This is a genomic window from Vibrio injensis (assembly GCF_001895205.1).
In the GTDB taxonomy this organism is placed as follows: domain Bacteria; phylum Pseudomonadota; class Gammaproteobacteria; order Enterobacterales; family Vibrionaceae; genus Vibrio; species Vibrio injensis.
In genome coordinates this window covers 89,413-108,993 of record NZ_BDJF01000032.1, presented here as the reverse complement: position 1 = coordinate 108,993, position 19,581 = coordinate 89,413, and the positions used below count along the sequence as shown (strand labels likewise).

The following is a 19,581-nucleotide window of genomic DNA, read 5'->3' as shown; positions in this document are numbered from 1 at the left end:
GGTGGAGTTTGCTAATTATTGCTATCTCTGATTGAGCGTGATGGCGCTGAGACGGAGACAGTCTGATCAAGGCCAAATCATAGGGCCAAGTTGCATACTATAGATTACGATTAAATAGCAAAGCCAATGCTTGCGCACTGGCTTTGTGGTCGAGATATTACCATTAAGGGTAATGAATAAGGTACGAAATTATCGTAAAACTTATAGCAAACCTGCGTCACGCAACAGTTTTAAGGTACCTTGTAAATCAGCCAGTTGATCGAGATCAATACTTGGTGCCGCTTGCAATAGCGTATCTAGCTCACCCAATACAGGGTTAGGAATAATGCCCTGAGTGACTGGGTATTCACCAACTACAGAGGTGAAGTATTGTTGAGCGGCAGGAGACAACATGTACTCAATAAATTGAATCGCTTGAGGCTGTTTTTTACTGCTTTTTAAAACAGCAACACCCGCAACATTAACCAAGTTACCAATATCACCTTCAGCAAAGTACGTCTGTTTGGCTGGGAAGTTAGCATTGGCAGCAACAAAGCGAGGTAAGTAGTAGTTATTGACTAAGGCAAAATCGATTTCGCCATCACCAATGGCTTGTACTTGGGTGGTGTTATTACGATAAATTTTTGGTTGGTTGGCTTTCATTGCTTTTAACCACGCCAAGGTTTTCTCGTCACCATGTTGTACTCGCATCGCGGTAACGAATGACTGGAAACCACCGTTAGTGGGTGCTAGACCAAAGCGGCCTTTGTATTTTTCTGAAGTCAAATCAAACACAGAGGCTGGAATGTCTTCCGCAGATGCACGTTCAGTCGAATAAGCGATAACGCGTGAGCGGCCACTCGCCGCCACCCATTGACCCGTTTTGCTGGTATAAATTTCAGGTAGCTGTTTGTAAAGCGCTTCTGGCAATGTTGCTAGTAAGCCTGCATTAGCTAGGGCACCCATTGCGCCTGCATCTTGTCCCCAATACACATCGGCAGGTGAGCGAGCGCCTTCTTCTTGTAATAACACCGCAAGTTGAGCGGTATCACCGTAACGTACGTTAACTTTAATGCCACTCTGCTTTTCAAATTGTTCAATGATAGGCTTAACAAGCGTTTCACCACGGCCAGAGTAAAGCGTGATGTCTTGTGCGTGGAGTAATGGTGCGGTAATTAAACTACTGACTAAAGCGACAGCTGAGAGCAACTTCTTTTGCATGAATAAACCTTTTATCTCAAAGAGTAGGACAATCGACGGTATTTAACTTACTTACTGCAATGGAATGGCATTAAGCGTTATCGATACTATTATATAAATAAGTTTGATAATTATTATTAATCGTACTCCCTGGGTCAATAGTTACCCAGAGAGGAAAATTGCAAAAAGAAAGAATGTGATTTAATACCTTGAAATAAAACAATAAAGCTCAAAACTGAGTAATTGTAACAAATTGTATGATTAAGAAAGCGAGAAAGCGGTCTTGGTTTCCATTAAAAGATAGAGAGATAAAAGTGCTGGGCAGCTCGTCTTTATTTGAGAGCAAGAAGTGAAAGCACGATAGCTTTCACTTCTACATTTTGCATCCAATATACCTATTGAACGTTGACTGGATTTAAAGTTGTAAAAACGCTTTCATTTGGTCGACTAATCGCTCAGCGGTGGGTTTATCTGCCATCTCGGCAAAGATCCTTAGCAAAGGTTCAGTGCCGGAAAAACGAGCAATGATCCAGCCTCCATTACTGAAATAGACTTTCGCCCCATCTTCGTAGCTCACTTTTGCAATTTCCTGGTCAAAGTTGGGCAGCTGTTTTTCGACGTACAGTTTGTGATAGAGGGAGGCTTTTTGCTGTGGGTTAAATTTACAATCTCCTTCTGCGGTGTAAGCATAACCATAGCGACAGTAGATTTCTTGCAGCAATTCTGAGAGTTTTTTACCAGTGACGCTGAGCATTTCCACCAATAAGCTGGAAGCAAATACCCCATCTTTACCTTTGATATGACCACGAATGGTTAAGCCGCCGGAGCTTTCACCACCAATCAAAGCATCGACCGCTTCCATTTGCGAAGAAATATGCTTAAAGCCAACCGGAACTTCAAAACATTGCTCGCCATGATCAGCGGCAATTTTATCCAATAAATGCGTGGTAGCGATATTACGTACTACCGAGCCTTTCCAGCCTTTATATTCCAGTAAGTAATAGTAAAGCAGCATTAGCACTTCGTTGGGATGGATAAAATGGCCTTTTTCATCAATGATCCCCAGTCGATCCGCATCGCCATCGGTACCAATGCCAATGTCATAACCTTCATTTTTTACTAGGTGTTGCAGGCGATACAAGGTGGCAGCACTGGGGGATGGCATTAATCCGCCAAAATCGGGATTTTTACCATCGTTGATCACATCGACATCACAGCGGCCATTGATCAGTACCGTTTGTAGCGCATTTTTTGCCACACCAAACATAGGATCGATCAATACTCGTAAATTCGCTTTACGGATCGCGTCAATATTAATCAAGTTAATGATCGAATCGACAAAATCATTCATTGGATTAATGTTGATGATTTGTTGCTCGGCTACCGCTTGATCAAAATCGAGCGAGCGAACGTCACTCAGTGTCAGCGTGGCTATCTGTTGTTCAATCTTTTTAGTAATGACTTCATCAGCATCACGCCCACCACGGATAAACACTTTAATGCCATTATAATCGGCCGGATTATGCGAAGCAGTAATGCAAGCAGAATAAGCACAGTTCATGACTTTTGCTTGAAACATCACCACAGGTGTAGGGACAAACTTATTAATAAAACTCACCACTATGCCATTAGCGGCCAAGACTTCGGCAAACCAGCGTCCGGCTTTATCGGATAAAAAGCGGCGATCGTAGCCAATCACAAAACCTTGCTCGGCGACCTGTTCTTGCTGAATGATATTAGCCAGCGCTTGTGCGACAATGCGTACATTGTCTTTGGTAAACTCTTCACCAATAAAGGCTCGCCACCCTCCGGTACCAAATTGAATCATGCTTCTCTCCTTAGAGGGGCGCAAAAATGCGCCCCAAGCTGTTTAGTCCATAGGGACGACTTAGCCCATAGTGACGATGACTTGATTGACTGAGCCTGCCGCTTGCACTGGGATCGGCCCGTTAATTTTTTGGCCATTCAAAATAATCGACTTCACGCCTTTAGATACGCGATCGGGGTTTTCCACCTTGATCTGATAGGTCGCATCGCGCCATTGGCGGGTAACTTCAAAGCCAGGCCATGAGGTTGGAATACAAGGATCGACGTCTAAGCCTTCAAAGCCAGTGCGAATCCCCAAAATAAAATTGGTGGTGGCGTAGTAAGCCCAACCAGAAGTACCAGTTAGCCAAGGATGGTTGGCACGACCATGATCTTTATGATCGCGACCCATGATGAACTGTACATAGGAGTAGGGCTCAGCAACACGGGTTTCAATATGATCGTTTTGATTATAAGGATTGAGCGCATCGTACAATTCCATTGCTCGATCGCCGCGGCCGAGTTTTGCTTCTGCAACCCAAGCCCAAGGATTAGGGTGAGAGAAAATCGCGCCATTTTCTTTTACCCCTTGATAAACACGGGTCACAAAACCAATATCATCGTTCGGGGTGGCAAACGATGGCGCATTAAGATGTAAACCATATTGAGAGAAGAGGTACTCGTACACCGCATCCATGGCTTTGATGCCACGTTCATGGCTCACCGCACCAGACAGCACCGCCAGTGAATTGGATTCCAGATGTACTTTGCCTTCTACTTGGTCAAAAGTACCAATCTTATCGCCATCTTTAGTCAGGCCGCGAATGTACCACTGACCTTGTTCATCCCATAAATGGGTTTCACAGGCAGCGCGCACCCCGTTAGCCATGGCTTGGTATTTATCGGTGGCTGCTTCATCGTGACGGAATCGCGACAGTTCGAGGAATGCTTCTAGTGCCCAGAAGTGAAGGAAAGACACCATCGCTGATTCACCACCGCCGAGATTCAGACAGTCGTTCCAGTCGGCGCGTAGACCTTTACAAATGCCGGTTTGCCCCACGTACTCGGCAGAGAAATCGAGCGCTGCCATCATGTGCTGATATACGGTGGCATCACCACCATCGGCATAAGGGATCACTTGATCGATAAAGGCCATATCGCCGGTCTCTTTCACGTAATTTAAGATGGTCGGCACAATCCATAAATGATCGTCAGAGCAGGTGTCTTTGATACCGTGGATCTTATCGTCATCAGAAGGCGTTGGAACGACGGTTGGCGATTTTGATGGTTTAACATCGGCTTTTTCTGGATCAAACCAATCTGGGTCGAAAAGATGCAAACCGTAGCCCGCTTTTACTTGACCGCGCAGCAGATCAACTAAGCGTTTACGGGTCATTTCAGGGTTAGTATGAGGAACTGAAATGGCATCTTGCGCGGTATCACGATAGCCAAGCCCAGTACGGCCACCTACTTCGATGAAAGAAGCAAAGCGTGACCAAACCACACAGGTTTCTGCTTGGTAAAGAGTCCAAGCGTTAATCATGGTATCTAAACCGGAATTAGGGGATTTGACTTGAAACTTGGCGCAGCGCTCATCCCAGTGAGCTTTGATCGCCGCTAATGCTTGATCAACCTGCTGTGGGTCTTGATATTTTTCACGTAGTCTGACGCCATTACCTTTACCAACCCCTAATACCACAGCAAAGCGAACCTTTTCTCCAGGCTGTAGGACAAACTGTTTATGCAGCGCACCACAATGGTTATAGCAAGTTTGTGCGCTGTTCGAGCATCGACCTTGCTCTACCGCAATTGGGTTGGCTTCATCACGGTACATACCGAGGAATTGGTCACGTTGACCGTCATAGCTGTCGGCATCGAAAGTCGCGGTGAGATAATAAAAACCTAAGAAATCATCAGTGTTGTAATACAGATCGTATTCAATGACGCCATCTTTATATTCTGTGCCCGCAGAATAGAGCGACATCTGATGGTTTTGGTTATCGGATTTAATATGGCTAAAGGAAAATTCCACATAGTTGAAAGCACTGATGGTACGAGTTTCATTGGATGTGTTTTCAATCACCACATCCCACAGTTCGGCATCCTCTCCTTTGGGGACAAACAAGGTTTTACTGGCGACAATGCCTTGATATTCGCATTTAAAGCTTGAATAAGATAAACCATGACGCACTTCGTATTTGGCTTGGGCAAGGCTTTTTGCTACCGGTTGCCAAGAAATAGACCAGAACTCACCATTGGCGTCATCACGTAAATAAACATAGTGACCGGGACGGTCTTGGGTAAAGTTAGGGCGAAACTTAGTGATACGGTTGTATTCAGGTGAATGGTAAAAAGCGTAGCCTCCTGCGTTGTGTGAAATCACGCTGCAGAATTTTTCTGTGCCAAGATAGTTAGTCCACGGCGCTGGTGTGTCGGGGCGGGTAATGACGTATTCGCGATTTTCATTATCGAAATAGCCGTATTTCATGATGTTTTCCTTTTCAAACACTGCTCAATGGAGCAGATAAAAAATAAAGAGTTGTGTGAACCTAGTTCTGCTGCTTTGCTCGCCATGGATGGCGATAGTCAATACCTTGCTGATCAAGTAGCGGCAGGTGACCTTTTAAACGTGTGAGATAATCGGACCAATTACGGCGTTGTTTTTCCGTCCAGCCAGCTTCGGCGAGAGCGGTTAAGCGTGGGTAAATCATATAATCGAGACGAGATGGGTTATTGACTCGTTCGCACCATAGGGCGCATTGAATACCGAGGATACGTTTACGCAGCGGATCGTTATCGGTGACTTCAGCTAATGGCTCATAGCCATAAGCGCGCTCTAGCGGTGTCACTCCTGCCCAATCAACACCAGGTTCTTCTGGCGCGTAATCTTGTACGATGTCTAAGTAGGTAAATTGTCCCGGTTGCAAGATCACATCAAAGCCTTGCTTGGCGCAGTGCAAAGCGGCTTTTTCCGATAACCAAGAGTAGATCACGGTATCTTTACTGACTTTATTGCCATGATGGGCCTCTTCCCATCCGACCATACGTTTACCGAGTGATTTCAGTTTTTGCTCGGCATAACGCAGTAGATGTCCTTGTAATTCATGGCTATGGTGATAACCATGCTCTGCCATTAGTGCTTGGCATTTAGGACTATCGAGCCAGACACCATCAGGGACTTCATCGCCACCGATGTGAACCCATGGGCTTGGAAACAGGGCGGCGACCTCTTCTAACACGCGATCAATAAACTGATAAGTACCCGGCAGGGCTGGAGAGAGTACGTTATCGGTATAATATTGAATACTGCGATAGGCAGATTGGTCTTCCCTGTCGATTAACCATTCTGGCAGTGATTTGATGGCCGCGCGGCTGTGACCGGGAATATCGATTTCTGGGATGACGGTGATCCCACGCTCCGCGGCGTAGGCAATCACCTCTTTGATTTCATGCTGGCGATAAAATCCACCATGACGTTCCGTAAGCGTGCTGTACTGCGGCTCTAATACCTGATCCATACCGCGCCATGCGCCAATCTCCGTCAGTTGTGGTAGTGATTTAATTTCAATCCGCCAACCTTCGTCATCGGTTAAATGCCAATGGAAAATATTGAATTTGTAGTGGGCCAGTTGGTTGATTAAGCGTTTAACCGTTTCTAAAGAGTGAAAATGTCGCGCGCAATCGAGCATCATGCCTCGGTATTGAAAGCGCGGAGCGTCACTGATTTTCAGGCATGGAAAATCGAGCTGCTGAGCATTTTTTCGTGCCAATTGTAACAGCGTTGCGCTGGCGTAGATAAAGCCGGTTTCACTATTCGCGTAGACGAAAATAGCCTCTTCACCTATCTCTAACTGATAACTTTGCTCATCAAGTGTCGGTTTAAGACAATAAAGGATCGGCGTGGCTTCCGCTTGCTCGTCAATAGGGAAAGCGTATAACGCCATCAACTGCTCTCGAAACCACTGACTGGCGTGATGAGCCAGGTCGGTGTCGACGACTAAGCCACTTTGCGGCGATAAAGTCATCACTCCTTCGAGTCGCTGTAGATGATTAGGATAAGGAATAAGGCACAGCTCCGCGCGCTCAACCGTATCGATAACACAGCGCTGTTTATGACTAGATAGCAGAGCGATGGGGGTGACGGTAACGGCTTGGCGATGAATTTGCTTGGCACTCGAATATTCGATAAAAGCCTCTTTAATGCCATCGGTATAAAAATGGAATGGAGCGGTTTTTATCGTAAATTCACAATAAAAGTGGCTATTGGCAGCTAATATCTGACAATTAGGCTCGAGAGTGCAAAAGCTGCCGATTTGCTGTAATTGACCTTGAGTGAGTGAGTTGGGGTCAATATAGCGCTCAATGGCAAAATGTAAGCGCCAATCCATCAGTGGCTGATCGCTTAAATTATGCAGGGTTAGTCCGAAGCGGCAATGGCTGGCTTGCTCGCTCAATACAGCAAAATCCATCCGATAGTTCATACCCTATCCTTATTCTTATTGACGTTGAGGTAGTGAGTTTGATGTCCACTCATGGCTATTCTCCTGCACTGCGAAAGTGAGAAAACTGAGTAGTTATTGCTAGCAAATACCAAGCTGCATGAGGCATCCATTGTTCTGCCCAGCGCCAGTTTTGTAGCAAATCGTCTTTTTGTGGTTCTGGGTTAAAAGCGATATCTTGCTCATCGTCAAAACCCGCGGTAATCCCATTGCAGATCCCGCCTTTGGCATTAAAAAAGCCCAAATCTGGTAAGTAATCGGGGTTATGCAGGCCATGACCATCGAGCATGCAGATGTCGTAAGGATTAAGTCCCAAGATCCAATTCAGTGAATGGTTGGCTAGTGCGAGTAATGACTGACTAAGACGGCTATCAGTAAGATAAGGTTGTACTAGGTAAGCCATGCTAGCTAATGACGCGAGGCGAGCATTTTCCCCCTGCCACCAGTATCCAGTTTCGTTGTCGTGAGGCATGAAAAAAGCACTGCGTTTGACGCCTTTGGTGTCACACACGTATTGTCGTGGATAACCAAAGGGATTGTGTACTTGTGAGCTAATGGTCAGTTCAAATTGACAGGCTTGAGTGACGACCTGCTGCATACATTGGCGTTCTGATTGTTCTGGTTCAATCGCCAGATATTCACACAATGCGATCACAGGTAAGCCGGCTTCAACCCCATGATAATAAGGGCGTGAACCATCCTGATTGGCTGACCAAAAATAGCTATGCTGCTCATCACTCATTTGACGAGCTGATAAGCGTTTAGCCCATTGGCGAGCTTCGAGTAAATAGTTGTCTTGTTGAGTGCTTTTATAGAGCTCACAACTGGCTAATAGAGCGCAATATTCATCGATGATATTCTCTTGCTGATCATCAAGATAGGTGAGGTTGGCGGTGAGTAAATGTTGATAACCTCGCTGCGCTGCTTCTAGATACTGCTGCTGAGTAAACTCGCCGTGCTCGGATAAGCGAGCCGCCGCCGCTAGCGCGGCTATAGCAACGCCGGCACCTTGACGAAAGCCAGCTTGATAATCGCTAGATTTGTCGCCTTGTTGAGTGGCATAGCTACAAATCTCACGTTGTTTGGGATCTTTACTCCACTTGTCAAACACAGTAACGTAAAAAAAACCCTCGGCGTTTTGCATACGAAGCAGAAAATCAGCACCAAACAACGCCTCTTCCATGAGACGAATGCGAGAAAAATCAGCAAAACCCGAGTGATGGTTTAAAAGCGCTAACCCTTTGAGCATATTCCATACCACCATAGGCGTTTGTTGTGGGTTCAAATAGTTAGCGTAAGAAAGGTGACTGAAGTATTTACTAACGTCACCAGAAGCATCGTACCAGCCGCCGTGCACATCGGCAGTGAGTGAAGTGCCCAGCAGTGGTACTTGCTTATCTTGTCTATCGAATACGCCAGCACAGCGTTGTGATTTAAAATAATGCAGTACATCTGAAAAGGTACGCTGCATCAGTAGCCCAGATTGAATAGTGAAAGTGGCTGAGCGTGCGTTATCGACACAAAGATAGAATTGACCCTCTTGCGTGATGGTCGAAAAATCGAGACGATGAAAATGACCTTGATGCCAACCATCGACTTGTCCACCAAATTCAATCGCAATACGAGCCATCGTTTGATGTGTATGCGCACAAACCAAGCGGGCTTCTTCAACGTAAAAAGCCGATTGATAGGTCAATAATACGGCTTGTTTAGGTCCCAACGCTTCATAACCAAGGTGGTTAGTGAGTAATTGCATTGCTCTCTCCATTCATCACGCAAAATCGTTGTTATGTTGATGATTCAATAGTTATTTATCTCCTTGCCACTTGACGCTACTGCTGCAGTATTACCTCTAATCACATCATGTATCCATGGAATTGGGGCTTACTGACTGGTTGCTTATTTGCCGCTTCAAGTTGTTTGCAGATATCGATTCGACATTGCCTTATCGTGACCCCAAAGTCGCGAGTCAACGATAAGGCCAGTGTTAATGTTCAAATAAATAACAGCGTACAAAATGGTTTTCCGATAATTGGGTGACCTCTGGCAGTTTTTCTCGGCAGCGTTCACTTGCATGCATGCACCGCCCAGCAAAAGGGCAGCCTACCGAGTTTGGAGTCCAGAGTGGAATTTCACCTTTATTGCCTTTGAGTTTCTCATGAATCGATTTTTTAGGATCGGGTACCGCAGACACCAATAACTGAGTATAAGGATGCTGTGGGTCGTGAATGATCGCATCGGTATCGCCCCATTCAACCATATGACCGACATACATTACGGCCAGATCTTCCGCTATATAACGGGCGGTAGCGATATCATGAGTGATGTAGAGCAGAGACATTTGCTTTTCAAACTTCATCTCTTGCATTAGGTTCAGAACGCCGGCGCGAATCGATACATCGAGCATAGAGGTAGGCTCATCAGCCAGTACCACTTCTGCACCAACAGCGATGTTACGAGCTAAATTAACCCGTTGCCGCTGCCCGCCAGACAGTTGGTGGGGGTATTTTTCAGCCGTCTCTTTAGGGGGGATCAAACCAACCTGCTCAAGCAGATCATAGACACGTTCTTGCAGCTCTTTTTTATTGCCAGAGCTGACTTTTTTATGGATCAGCAATGGGCGAGCAATATGATGAAAAATGGTGTGTGTTGGATTGAGCGATCCAAAAGGATCTTGCCAAACCATCTGTACGCCTTCGCGATAATGCATTAAATCTGAGCGTGATTTAATGTTAAGAATATCTCTGCCTTTGTATTCAATCGTTCCTGAACTAGGGGCATACATTTTGGCGATCATCTTTGCGGTGGTGGATTTACCTGAGCCTGACTCTCCGACCACTGACAAACCACGACTTTTGTACATTTTGAATGATACGTCATTGATGGCGCGCATCATTGGTTGTTTAAGACTATTGCTATTGAGTGGGAAATCCTTGACGAGATTCTTACCTTCCACCAACAGTTGGCCTAATACATTACTCATTGTTATCTCCAGAAATTCAGTTGTTTGCCTACATCAATACTCATGCTTTTTGCTGAGCAATCGGCTCACCATAGAGATGGCAATTTGAGAAGCGTCCTTGTTCAATTAAACGCAACTCAGTGGGCACTTTGCTGCAGGCATCATGAACGCGATCGCAGCGAGCTTGAAAACGGCAACCATGGGGAATTTCCAATAAGTTCAGTGGATTGCCTGGGATTCCTGTGAGTTTATTTTTCGGTCCAGTTAAGGGCGGGAATGAACTGCCTAGCCCTTTGGTATAAGGGTGATAAGGGGTCTCTAAAATTTGTTTAGAAGGGGCAACCTCAATCAGTTCACCAGAGTACATTATCCCAATTCGATCCGAGAACTCGACCATCAAAGACAGATCATGAGTGATGAACAAAATAGCAAAGCCGAATTCTTCCTTTAACGCATAGATCTTTTGCAAGATCTCCCGTTGTACTACCACATCCAATGCGGTAGTGGGCTCATCCATAATGATCATTTTCGGATTAAGCGCTAAAGCAATGGCAATCACTAGTCGTTGGCGCATTCCCCCAGAAAACTGGTGTGGGTAGTCATTAAGACGGCTGGGGTGAATGTCGACAATCTCCAATAAACCTTCAGCGCGCCGTTTCGCTTGTGAGCGGCTCATGTTGGTGTGGCGCATGATCACATCACAAAACTGCTCTTCCATGGTTAATACTGGATTGAGCGCATTCATCGCACTTTGGAAGACCATCGACATTTGGCTCCAGCGAAAGGATTGCATACGTTCTTCGCTGTATTGCAATATATTTTCGCCGTTGAAAATCACTTCTCCTCCAGTGATAAACGCGGGCGGCTTATGTAAACGCATTAACGAGAAAGCGACGGTCGATTTGCCACAACCAGATTCGCCAGCAAGACCAAAGATTTCTTTAGGGGCAATATCAAAGCTGACATTATTACAAGCACGAACATCGCCAGCATCGGTAATATAATCAACACAGAGGTTGCGGATTGAGATAATAGGTTGGGTCATGATTATTTGTCTCCGCTCCAAATGGCTTGTTGAGGTTGCATGGCTGGCTTACGCTCTTTTCGCTCTTGTTTGGCAAGCTTCTTCCAACGTTTCATACCTTTATGAGAACGCAATTGTGGGTTTGCTATCTCATCAACCGCGAAGTTAAGTAACGCTAAGCCAGTCACCAATAAGGTTAAAGAAAGGCAAGGAGCTAACAGTTCCCACCACGCGCCAATTAACATTGATGAAGAGGTTTGTACGTTATAGAGCATGATGCCCCAACTGATGGTGTTTGGATCACCTAACCCTAGAAAGGAGATGGTGGCTTCCATCATGATCGCGTACATCACCGAACCGATAAAACTGGCGCCAACAATCGAAATCAGGTTAGGAAGAATTTCGACGAAAATGATCCGCCAAGAAGATTCACCCAGTACTTCAGCCGCTTTAACAAACTCTTTTTCCCGCAGTGCCATCGTTTGTGCTCGTACGACCCGCGCGCCCCAAGCCCAGGAGGTACAACCGATAATCAGCGCTATGGTGAGTGGCCCTGCCTGACCAATGAAGGCGGCAACAACAAACAGCAAGGGATATTGGGGGATAACCAGCATGATGTTCATCGCTGCAGTGAGAAAATCATCGATTTTTCCACCAAAGTAACCCGCAGAGACGCCAATAATTGTCGCTAAAAAGCATACGGTGATCCCAGCACCAAAACCGACCGCCAGTGATACTCTTGCTCCGTAGGCCACTTGCGCCCATACATCTCGTCCCATACGAGTAGTACCGAGCACATGATTCTCTTTTTTGGACATCGCCAAAGTTCGACGATCGTTGCCCAGATTAGTCGCTATCCAACCGTTTGGGTTAGCTTTGGCGGCTTTGACGATAAAGCTTGGGTATTCATGTGGATTTCCTGTCCGTTTATCTGGCGCATGTTGAGTAATTAACGGCGCAAAAATGGCCATCAGCAGGAAGAGGCTAAGAATGATCACCCCGATCATTGCCATTCTATTACCACGAAGAAGTTTCACGAGTGCTTGCATAATTATTTACCTCCCCGGCGTAAACGCGGGTCGAGCACAACATAAAGCATGTCGGCGAGTAAGTTAAAAAACAGCATAAAGAGCGTCATGATGATCAATTGGCCTTGCAATACTTGATAATCGCGAGCAGTGATTGCGTTGAACAAAACCGTACCAAGGCCGGGGTAGTTAAAGATAATCTCAATAATTAATTGACCACCTATCGCCATGCCGAGTGACATTGAGAGGGCAGTAACGCTGGGTAACAGTGCATTACGAGCGGCGTAGTTAAAAACGACTCGGTTTTCACTGAGTCCTTTGCCTTTCGCCATTGTGATGTAATCTTCAGCCAATAAGTTAATCATGTTGTTGCGCATGTTGACTAAGAAGCCACCTATTTGCACGATTGAGGCGCAAAGCAAAGGCAGTATAGCGTGAAATCCTACGTTTTTAATAAAGGCCCAGCTTGTCCAGTCTGGAATGGTACCTGGTGTGTAAGCGTAACCAGTTGGGAACCACCGTAAGCCGATAGCAAAGGTGTACATGGCGAGCATGGCAATAACCACTTGGGGAACCGCTTGAATCACCAGCATCCCAGGGGTTACAAAAGAGTCGTAGTAACTGCCTCGTTTCCAAGCAGCAAAGATGCCGAGGATAGAGCCAATCGAAAATGAAATAATCACCGCCGTGCCAGCAAGGAATAGTGACCAACCAAAAGCACCCGCTAAAAGCTCATTAACGCTTAATGGATAGAATTTGATTGATGTTCCAAGCTCCCAACTGAGGATGCTTTTCATATAGGTAAAATATTGCACCCAAATTGGTCCATCGACAAAGCCAAGCAGTTGTCTCATGGCTTCAATACGTTCTGGTGTCACTTGGGCGGTTGCGTGTGCGAACATCATGGTCACCGGATCTCCGGGCATGGCTCGCGGTATAATAAAATTGAGGGTTGCTGCAACCAGCAACGCCGCAAAATAGAATGACAAACGTCTTAAAAAATATCCCATAACTTACCCCTTACTCACCCAGTCATCCTGATAACCCTATGCTATTTGAAGCTGCGATAATGTTGGCTAGCTGCAACTCCGAGCCGTTTGGTTATATTATTCAGGTCGCTCACAGAAAGTTGAGAGCGAGAAATCCCCTGACGACACGCGCCATACTTATCATTAATAAGAGGGGGATTTTTAAAAGCGGCGCCATTACTGCGCCGCAGTCATCAACGTTTACTTAACGGGTTTTAAATCCAGTACATGCAGTAAACGCTCTGGGATACCAGCCCAAATACTTGGACGGCCTTTTGGATTTTCTTCATTCCACCAGCCAGTAAAGCGCGTGGTGTTGTATTGGTACATCCAAGCGCCAGAAAGCACAGGGACAGTGACTTGATTTTCAGCGATGATCTTTTGGATTTTGTGAGCAATCGCTAGCTGTTCATTACGGTCTGCGGTTTTGTAGAAGCTGTTGAGTAGACGATCAAGTTCTTCATTTTTAAAGAAATGCATCGCAAAACGAGGCATTCCATCACCAGACTGTAACGCTGAGTTGTAACCACTATTCCAATAAGTGTAAGGATCGGCACCATGGAAGTAGTTGGTATAAGCGACATCGTAGTTGCCTTCAAGCATAGCTTGGTTATAAACGGCAAACTCAGGCGTACGTGCTCTGGCTCTAATGCCTACTTCTTGTAACTGTTCAACGGCTAACTGAACCGTGTTATTGAAATCAGTCCAGCCATTAGGCGATTGAATTAACAACTCAAAGGTTTTACCTGATGGTGTTTCGACAAAACCATTACCGTTAATATCTTTAAAGCCGGCTTTGGCAAGTAGCGCTTTGGCACCTTCGACATTATAAGTATTGAAACCTTTATACTTGTTGTGAACTTCAGGATCAGACCAAGCTTCAAACGCGTAGCCGAGACCAGAAGCAAAATCGTTGACCGTACCACCGCCATAGAAAGCGATATCAATGATAGTTTGACGATCTATGGCCATTGAGAAGGCACGGCGGAAATCAACGTTCGTCAATGCTTCTTTTTTCGCAGGATCGGCGTTTTTGAAGTTAATCATAAACGCTTGCGTTCCTGCTGCTGGATACCAGTAATGGTGGTTTGGATTGGCGGCTGCATAAGTACGATCAATATCGGGGACAAATGAGGATGTCCAGTCAAGCTCAGAGTTAATGATTTGTCCCAATAATTGGTCGTTATTGGCAATTTGTGGTACGCGTAAACAGTCTACTTTTAGGCTTGCGGCATCCCAGTAGTTCGGGTTACGACATTGAATATAAAGCTGTGGAGTAAAGGTATCAATTTCGGTAAATGGACCAGTACCAACTGGGTTTTGGTTAGTAAATGTTGTCGGTTCTTTCACATCCTTCCAGATATGTTGAGCGACAATTGGTACTTGAGCAATTTCATAAGGAACGTTGGAGTTGGCTTCACTTAAACGAAAACGCACTTTGTAATCGTTAATTTTCTCAACGCTGGTTACCCACTTATTGATACCGCGCTGATCAAGTTCAGGTTTTTCCTTCACCAGATTGAATGAGAAAATCACATCATTCGCGCTAAAGCCTTTACCATCTGACCATTTGACGCCTTTACGAATATCGAAAGTGACACTCATTAAATCGTCGGACATGGAGAAGTTTTCGGCTAAACGCATGACGGGAGTATTACCGTGCATTTCATTAAAAATGACCAATGGTTCATAAATGAAGTCAGTGGTTGTTCTTAAATTCGTGGCAAGGTAAGGGTTAAAGTTGCGCACCATGGTTGGATAAAAATCAGGTACGATGGTCAGTTCACTGCGTGCAAACGCTGGAGCTGACACGGCCGCGGCTGCAGTAATTACGGCAGCGGCTAGGGCAGTTTTTTTTATATTGGCAAGCATAGCTGTTCCTTACTATTTGCTTTCATTTCACATACGGATATGAATAGGGTTTGAATGTTATCATCGGATTAACACTCGGCAATGACCCACCTCATGTGTTCATTTAAGTCAAAGCTTAATGGCATGAGTGGCCTGTAGGTCGTTGACAGGGGTAAGGAAACACCTTACAAGGAAAATTATCAATTCCAATTCCCGTTAAAAACGTCAAAATGTCTTTGTTTGACGTTAGTTTTGTTAAAATTAGCCTAAGGGCTGAAAGAACGTTGAAATATTGCACAGTGATTCACTTCGCAAACCTAGCCATTACACCTGTGGTTTGTTAGTGCTTACTATCTTTATTTTTATTTATTTCATTGGTGTTTTTCATCTTGATTTTTTATTGAGACCTTGCTCACTGGTGTTAAAAGTAGAAATTTCACTTCATAAATTAAATCTGGCAAATTGTTGTGATTATCTTCGCAAACTTGACTTATTACCCAGTTAGTCAAGATTCAATACTGAATTTGTTGCTGGTTTCACCGGAAAATTATTGGCATAGAGAGATAAATCAGAGGGTTGTTTTGATAAGAAAATCAACGTCAGATTGATGATAGCATTGATGATTGGGGGGCTTTGATCGTTGAGTGACCCGTGATGCGCTGAACGTATCAAGCAAGCCTATTTAAATAGACTTGCTTGATACAGCGACACGAAGGATAGACAATTCTCGTTACTTAATCGCTGGTTAGTAATTGCTGTAATTTATCTCGTTGTACTTCGATATAGGTGCGTTCCGGACCTTGTTCTTGACAATGATCTAGGATGTAGTCAAGAGAGTTCAATACCGTACGCCAACGGGGAGTTTTCGGTAATGTTTCAATACGTAAGTATTTATCCAATGTTCGAGTTTGTAAGGTGCTACGATCTAAATAAACCCGCCATAATCCACTTTGTTCAGCAAAAGTAAACTTACTTTGCCCAGTGACTTTTTCCCAGTAATCGAGAGCACTCGTCATTGCATCGACCAACACGGCGCGCATTAATGCCTGTTTTGATTGAGTTTCTCCGGCCACTTTTTCTGCGATGCGAGTAAATTCCCCTCCCAGTTCTTTTAGCTGCTGAAGTTTGTCTCGATCACCAGCAAAAGCATAACTGGATAAAGCATCGACAGCGGTTTCCAGTTGATGGATACGGTTGGCGTTAAGATTGCCGCCGACATTAAAAATATACATACTTTTGAAGCTATTCCCCTCCGGTAAGCACAGTACATCTGCGGAAAGATGTTGTCTGACATCATCAACATAAATATCAATGTTTCCGCAATAATGCTCTTGCTCAACCAGTAAGTATTTAGGCGCAATCAGCTCTTCGGCGTTAGAACGTTTGAGTTGTTCTTGGCTACGTTTAAATAGCTTACAAGCCGCTTCATTGGCAAAGCGAATTTTATTGTCTTCGCGCAAACACAAAATTGCTTCAGGTGCTGAGTCCAGTTGTTCTAATAATCGGCCTTGAGTTTCGAGTAAACTTGCTTCGACCATGGCTCGTTGTTTGAGCTCTTTTTGAAGTTGAGCATTTTCAATACGGCGTTGCTCTGCTTTACTGGCGGTTAAATGAGCTTTAATGCGAGCGGCAAGTTCTTGTTTATTAAAAGGCTTTGATAAGTAGTCATTGGCTCCTGCGGCAAAGCCTCTTATTCGATCATCGCTTTGATTTAATGCGGTTAGCATAATAATCGGTAATTGTGCGTGATCGTATTGTTCTCTTAATTGCTCACAGACCTGATAACCGCTCATGCCGGGCATCATCACATCGAGCAGTAATAATTCAGGTTTCTCTTTAGTTATCGCTTCGATAACCTCATGTCCATCGAGTGCTGTTCGCACACGATAACCCTCTAAACGTAAAAAGCTGTCTAATACACGCAGGTTAACGGGTTCATCATCAGCAATCAGTAATAAAGGCCCTTCTGGATTTTCAGGTTGTTGCGGTTGTTCGAGGTCGTCAATTGAGGTTAATTCTGGTGCTTGAAAATGAGCAATTTGACTACGCTGAGCTTGAGCGATTTGTTGCGAGGTCGCGAGCGGGAGGGTAAAGCTGAAAGTGGTGCCGACCATCGGCTGACTACTGACATATAACGAGCCTTGCATTAATTCGATTAATTGACGACTGATCGTCAATCCTAAGCCTGCACCTTGACGATAACGGCTACTATCATTTCCTGCTTGAATGAGTGGCTCAAAAATATGCTCCAACTGCTCTGCCGGGATTCCTTGCCCAGTATCGACAACTTGGATTCTGACTTGATGCTCCATTGGCGTAGCTGAAATAACAATTTTTCCTTCAGAGGTATATTTTATTGCATTACCAATCAGATTATACAGCACCTGTTCAAGACGCTGAGCATCAGCCGACACCCATAATGGTTGCTCGGCAATTTGGTTAATAATCCGTAGTGTTTTTTTGCCGATCAGATGATGAGACAGCTCAAGCACCATTCGGGTGGCGTTGGATAGGTTCACCGCTTGAATTTCAATATCAAGATGACCGTAACGCATTTTGTGATAATCGAGCAGATCATCAACAAGATTAGCAAGGCGTTGACCGCTATTAATAATAATGTCGAGTTGATAGCGATGAGCTGGGCTAATTGGTCCATTGGTACCGGAAGTCAAAGCTTCAGCAATGCCTATCATACCGTGTAGTGGAGTCCGTAGCTCATGTGATGTCGTCGCTAAAAATTCATCTTTAAGTTTGTTGGCTAGTTGTAGATCATCATTTTGTTTACGAATCACTTGGATATTATCTTCCAACTCAATATTTTGTGATTTTATTAGTTGGATTTTTTCTCGGATTGAGCGTTGCATTCTCTCAAAACTGACGGCCAAACGGCCAATTTCGTCCCGTCGTTGAGTGTGAATGATCGGTTGATCTAAGTCGCCAGCGGAGACGCGTTCTGCTGCCCAAGTGAGCTTGAGCAAAGGGAGAGTAATAAAGTTAGAGAGGTAGTGAGAAGCAATGACTACTAAGATGATCGCCGTTAACATGGCGAAAATAAATAATTTTTCCAGTTGTCTTACTCGGGCAAAGGCTTCTTTTTCTGGAAGTTCGACCACTAAGGCCCAATTGAGATTTTGCAAATGAATCGGTGCATAAGCGGCAATCTGTTTTTCACCGAGAGTATTCTCATAGGTTGTGACCGAGCGTGAGCCATTGAGTGCCAATTGAATCACCTGACTGCTGGTATCGACATCGGCTTGTTGATAGGCCAGTGTGCGAGAACGGTGATCTTGGCCGACCAATAACGTCCTTTTTGCTGAATCTTGACTATGATCGGCAATTAATTTGGTGATGCCATTATTTGGCAGACGGAACATGGCATAACTGTGAAGATAGCCTTGCTGGATGATCGGTGCACCCATCCAAGCATACTGGCGTCCATTTTCTTCGGCAAAATCAGACAGAATAACCGGTGTATAATCTTCATTGACTTTACGTTGTTCAGTGACTTGCTGCTCTAGTTGTTGGAACGTTCGTCCCAGAGGCGAGTTCTGCTGATTATCGGTCAGTAGATTCGTGCCATAGTAAGCATGTTTGAAAATTGAATAGACCACATTACCTTGTAAATCAACGATAAGAATATCATCAAAATCCGATCGTTTAAGTAACTCTAGATAGCTGGCATGATAACGTTTGTGTAGCAGACGATAGCGTTCACTACCCGCATAACTGCTCGATTTGGGCAAAATAGAGGTTCTAATTTGATCACCAGAACCGGGGATATAGCGTTGTTGAGCATGTTGACGAGCTTGCTCGATGTTCTCTCCTAATCGCTGAAAAGCATTGACTAGGCCATAAAAACGTCCACCGCTAGCATAAGCGAGTTCTGAACGCACAAACCCCATTACCTCAGATTCTTTGGCGCTGAGATAATCGATAATTTGTTGCTGCTTGGTATCACGTACAGAAATAAGGTGTGAGGTACTTTGTTCTTGTAAGTCTTTACTGTGTGAATGAAGAAAGAACAAGGCCGTTACCGTCAGCGGAGTCAAGCTCAGCGCCAGAAACGCTAACATCAGGGTGTTTTGTAGGCGTTTAAATTTATGTTGTCGATGAAACTTAAATTTAAACAAAGGGTTATTTGTAATGGTGCTCACAGTCAACAAAGCCTTAGTGAGAAAATTGAATAAAGTAACGCGTAGGAAAT

11 protein-coding genes are annotated in these 19,581 nt (G+C 44.8%); all 11 read right to left on the bottom strand.

Features of this window, described 5'->3' with window-relative positions; translation table 11 throughout:
- Nucleotides 1-201 precede the first annotated feature (201 nt).
- A complete protein-coding gene (locus BSR11_RS16330) occupies nt 202-1,200 on the bottom strand; it encodes an iron ABC transporter substrate-binding protein (RefSeq protein ID WP_072671390.1) in 999 nt (332 codons plus the stop codon).
- 394 nt (nt 1,201-1,594) lie between these two features.
- Nucleotides 1,595-3,007 (bottom strand): phosphoglucomutase/phosphomannomutase family protein, encoded by a 1,413-nt coding sequence (locus BSR11_RS16325; RefSeq protein WP_072671389.1) that lies wholly within the window; start codon nt 3,005-3,007, stop codon nt 1,595-1,597.
- 60 nt (nt 3,008-3,067) lie between these two features.
- Nucleotides 3,068-5,473: a glycoside hydrolase family 94 protein gene (locus tag BSR11_RS16320; RefSeq protein ID WP_072671388.1), complete on the bottom strand. Its 2,406-nt coding sequence runs from the start codon at nt 5,471-5,473 to the stop codon at nt 3,068-3,070.
- A 61-nt stretch (nt 5,474-5,534) separates the two neighbouring features.
- On the bottom strand, nt 5,535-7,466 hold the full coding sequence (locus BSR11_RS16315; protein WP_072671387.1) for a beta-N-acetylhexosaminidase: 1,932 nt from the start codon (nt 7,464-7,466) through the stop codon (nt 5,535-5,537).
- 55 nt (nt 7,467-7,521) lie between these two features.
- Entirely contained in the window at nt 7,522-9,240 is a 1,719-nt protein-coding gene (locus BSR11_RS16310; protein ID WP_072671386.1) for a glycoside hydrolase family 9 protein, read from the bottom strand.
- A gap of 231 nt (nt 9,241-9,471) precedes the next feature.
- A complete protein-coding gene (locus BSR11_RS16305) occupies nt 9,472-10,467 on the bottom strand; it encodes an ABC transporter ATP-binding protein (RefSeq protein WP_072671385.1) in 996 nt (331 codons plus the stop codon).
- A 40-nt stretch (nt 10,468-10,507) separates the two neighbouring features.
- Complete coding sequence (locus BSR11_RS16300) at nt 10,508-11,491, bottom strand: ABC transporter ATP-binding protein (RefSeq protein WP_072671384.1); 984 nt, start codon at nt 11,489-11,491, stop codon at nt 10,508-10,510.
- Nucleotides 11,492-11,493: 2 nt separating this feature from the next.
- On the bottom strand, nt 11,494-12,519 hold the full coding sequence (locus tag BSR11_RS16295; protein ID WP_072671383.1) for an ABC transporter permease: 1,026 nt from the start codon (nt 12,517-12,519) through the stop codon (nt 11,494-11,496).
- Between the two features lie 2 nt (nt 12,520-12,521).
- On the bottom strand, nt 12,522-13,508 hold the full coding sequence (locus BSR11_RS16290; protein ID WP_072671382.1) for an ABC transporter permease: 987 nt from the start codon (nt 13,506-13,508) through the stop codon (nt 12,522-12,524).
- 219 nt (nt 13,509-13,727) lie between these two features.
- Nucleotides 13,728-15,398: an ABC transporter substrate-binding protein gene (locus BSR11_RS16285; protein ID WP_072671381.1), complete on the bottom strand. Its 1,671-nt coding sequence runs from the start codon at nt 15,396-15,398 to the stop codon at nt 13,728-13,730.
- 713 nt (nt 15,399-16,111) lie between these two features.
- Entirely contained in the window at nt 16,112-19,450 is a 3,339-nt protein-coding gene (locus BSR11_RS16280; RefSeq protein WP_072671497.1) for a hybrid sensor histidine kinase/response regulator, read from the bottom strand.
- Between the last annotated feature and the right edge of the window lie 131 nt (nt 19,451-19,581).

Excerpts from the sequence above, each read along its gene's own strand:
- BSR11_RS16315 (WP_072671387.1), bottom strand. The coding sequence starts at position 7,466 with ATGAACTATCGGATGGATTTTGCTGTATTGAGCGAGCAAGCCAGCCAT.
- BSR11_RS16330 (WP_072671390.1), bottom strand. The coding sequence starts at position 1,200 with ATGCAAAAGAAGTTGCTCTCAGCTGTCGCTTTAGTCAGTAGTTTAATT.
- BSR11_RS16320 (WP_072671388.1), bottom strand. The coding sequence starts at position 5,473 with ATGAAATACGGCTATTTCGATAATGAAAATCGCGAATACGTCATTACC.
- BSR11_RS16310 (WP_072671386.1), bottom strand. The coding sequence starts at position 9,240 with ATGCAATTACTCACTAACCACCTTGGTTATGAAGCGTTGGGACCTAAA.
- BSR11_RS16305 (WP_072671385.1), bottom strand. The coding sequence starts at position 10,467 with ATGAGTAATGTATTAGGCCAACTGTTGGTGGAAGGTAAGAATCTCGTC.
- BSR11_RS16300 (WP_072671384.1), bottom strand. The coding sequence starts at position 11,491 with ATGACCCAACCTATTATCTCAATCCGCAACCTCTGTGTTGATTATATT.
- BSR11_RS16295 (WP_072671383.1), bottom strand. The coding sequence starts at position 12,519 with ATGCAAGCACTCGTGAAACTTCTTCGTGGTAATAGAATGGCAATGATC.
- BSR11_RS16280 (WP_072671497.1), bottom strand. The coding sequence starts at position 19,450 with ATGTTAGCGTTTCTGGCGCTGAGCTTGACTCCGCTGACGGTAACGGCC.
- BSR11_RS16325 (WP_072671389.1), bottom strand. The coding sequence starts at position 3,007 with ATGATTCAATTTGGTACCGGAGGGTGGCGAGCCTTTATTGGTGAAGAG.
- BSR11_RS16285 (WP_072671381.1), bottom strand. The coding sequence starts at position 15,398 with ATGCTTGCCAATATAAAAAAAACTGCCCTAGCCGCTGCCGTAATTACT.
- BSR11_RS16290 (WP_072671382.1), bottom strand. The coding sequence starts at position 13,508 with ATGGGATATTTTTTAAGACGTTTGTCATTCTATTTTGCGGCGTTGCTG.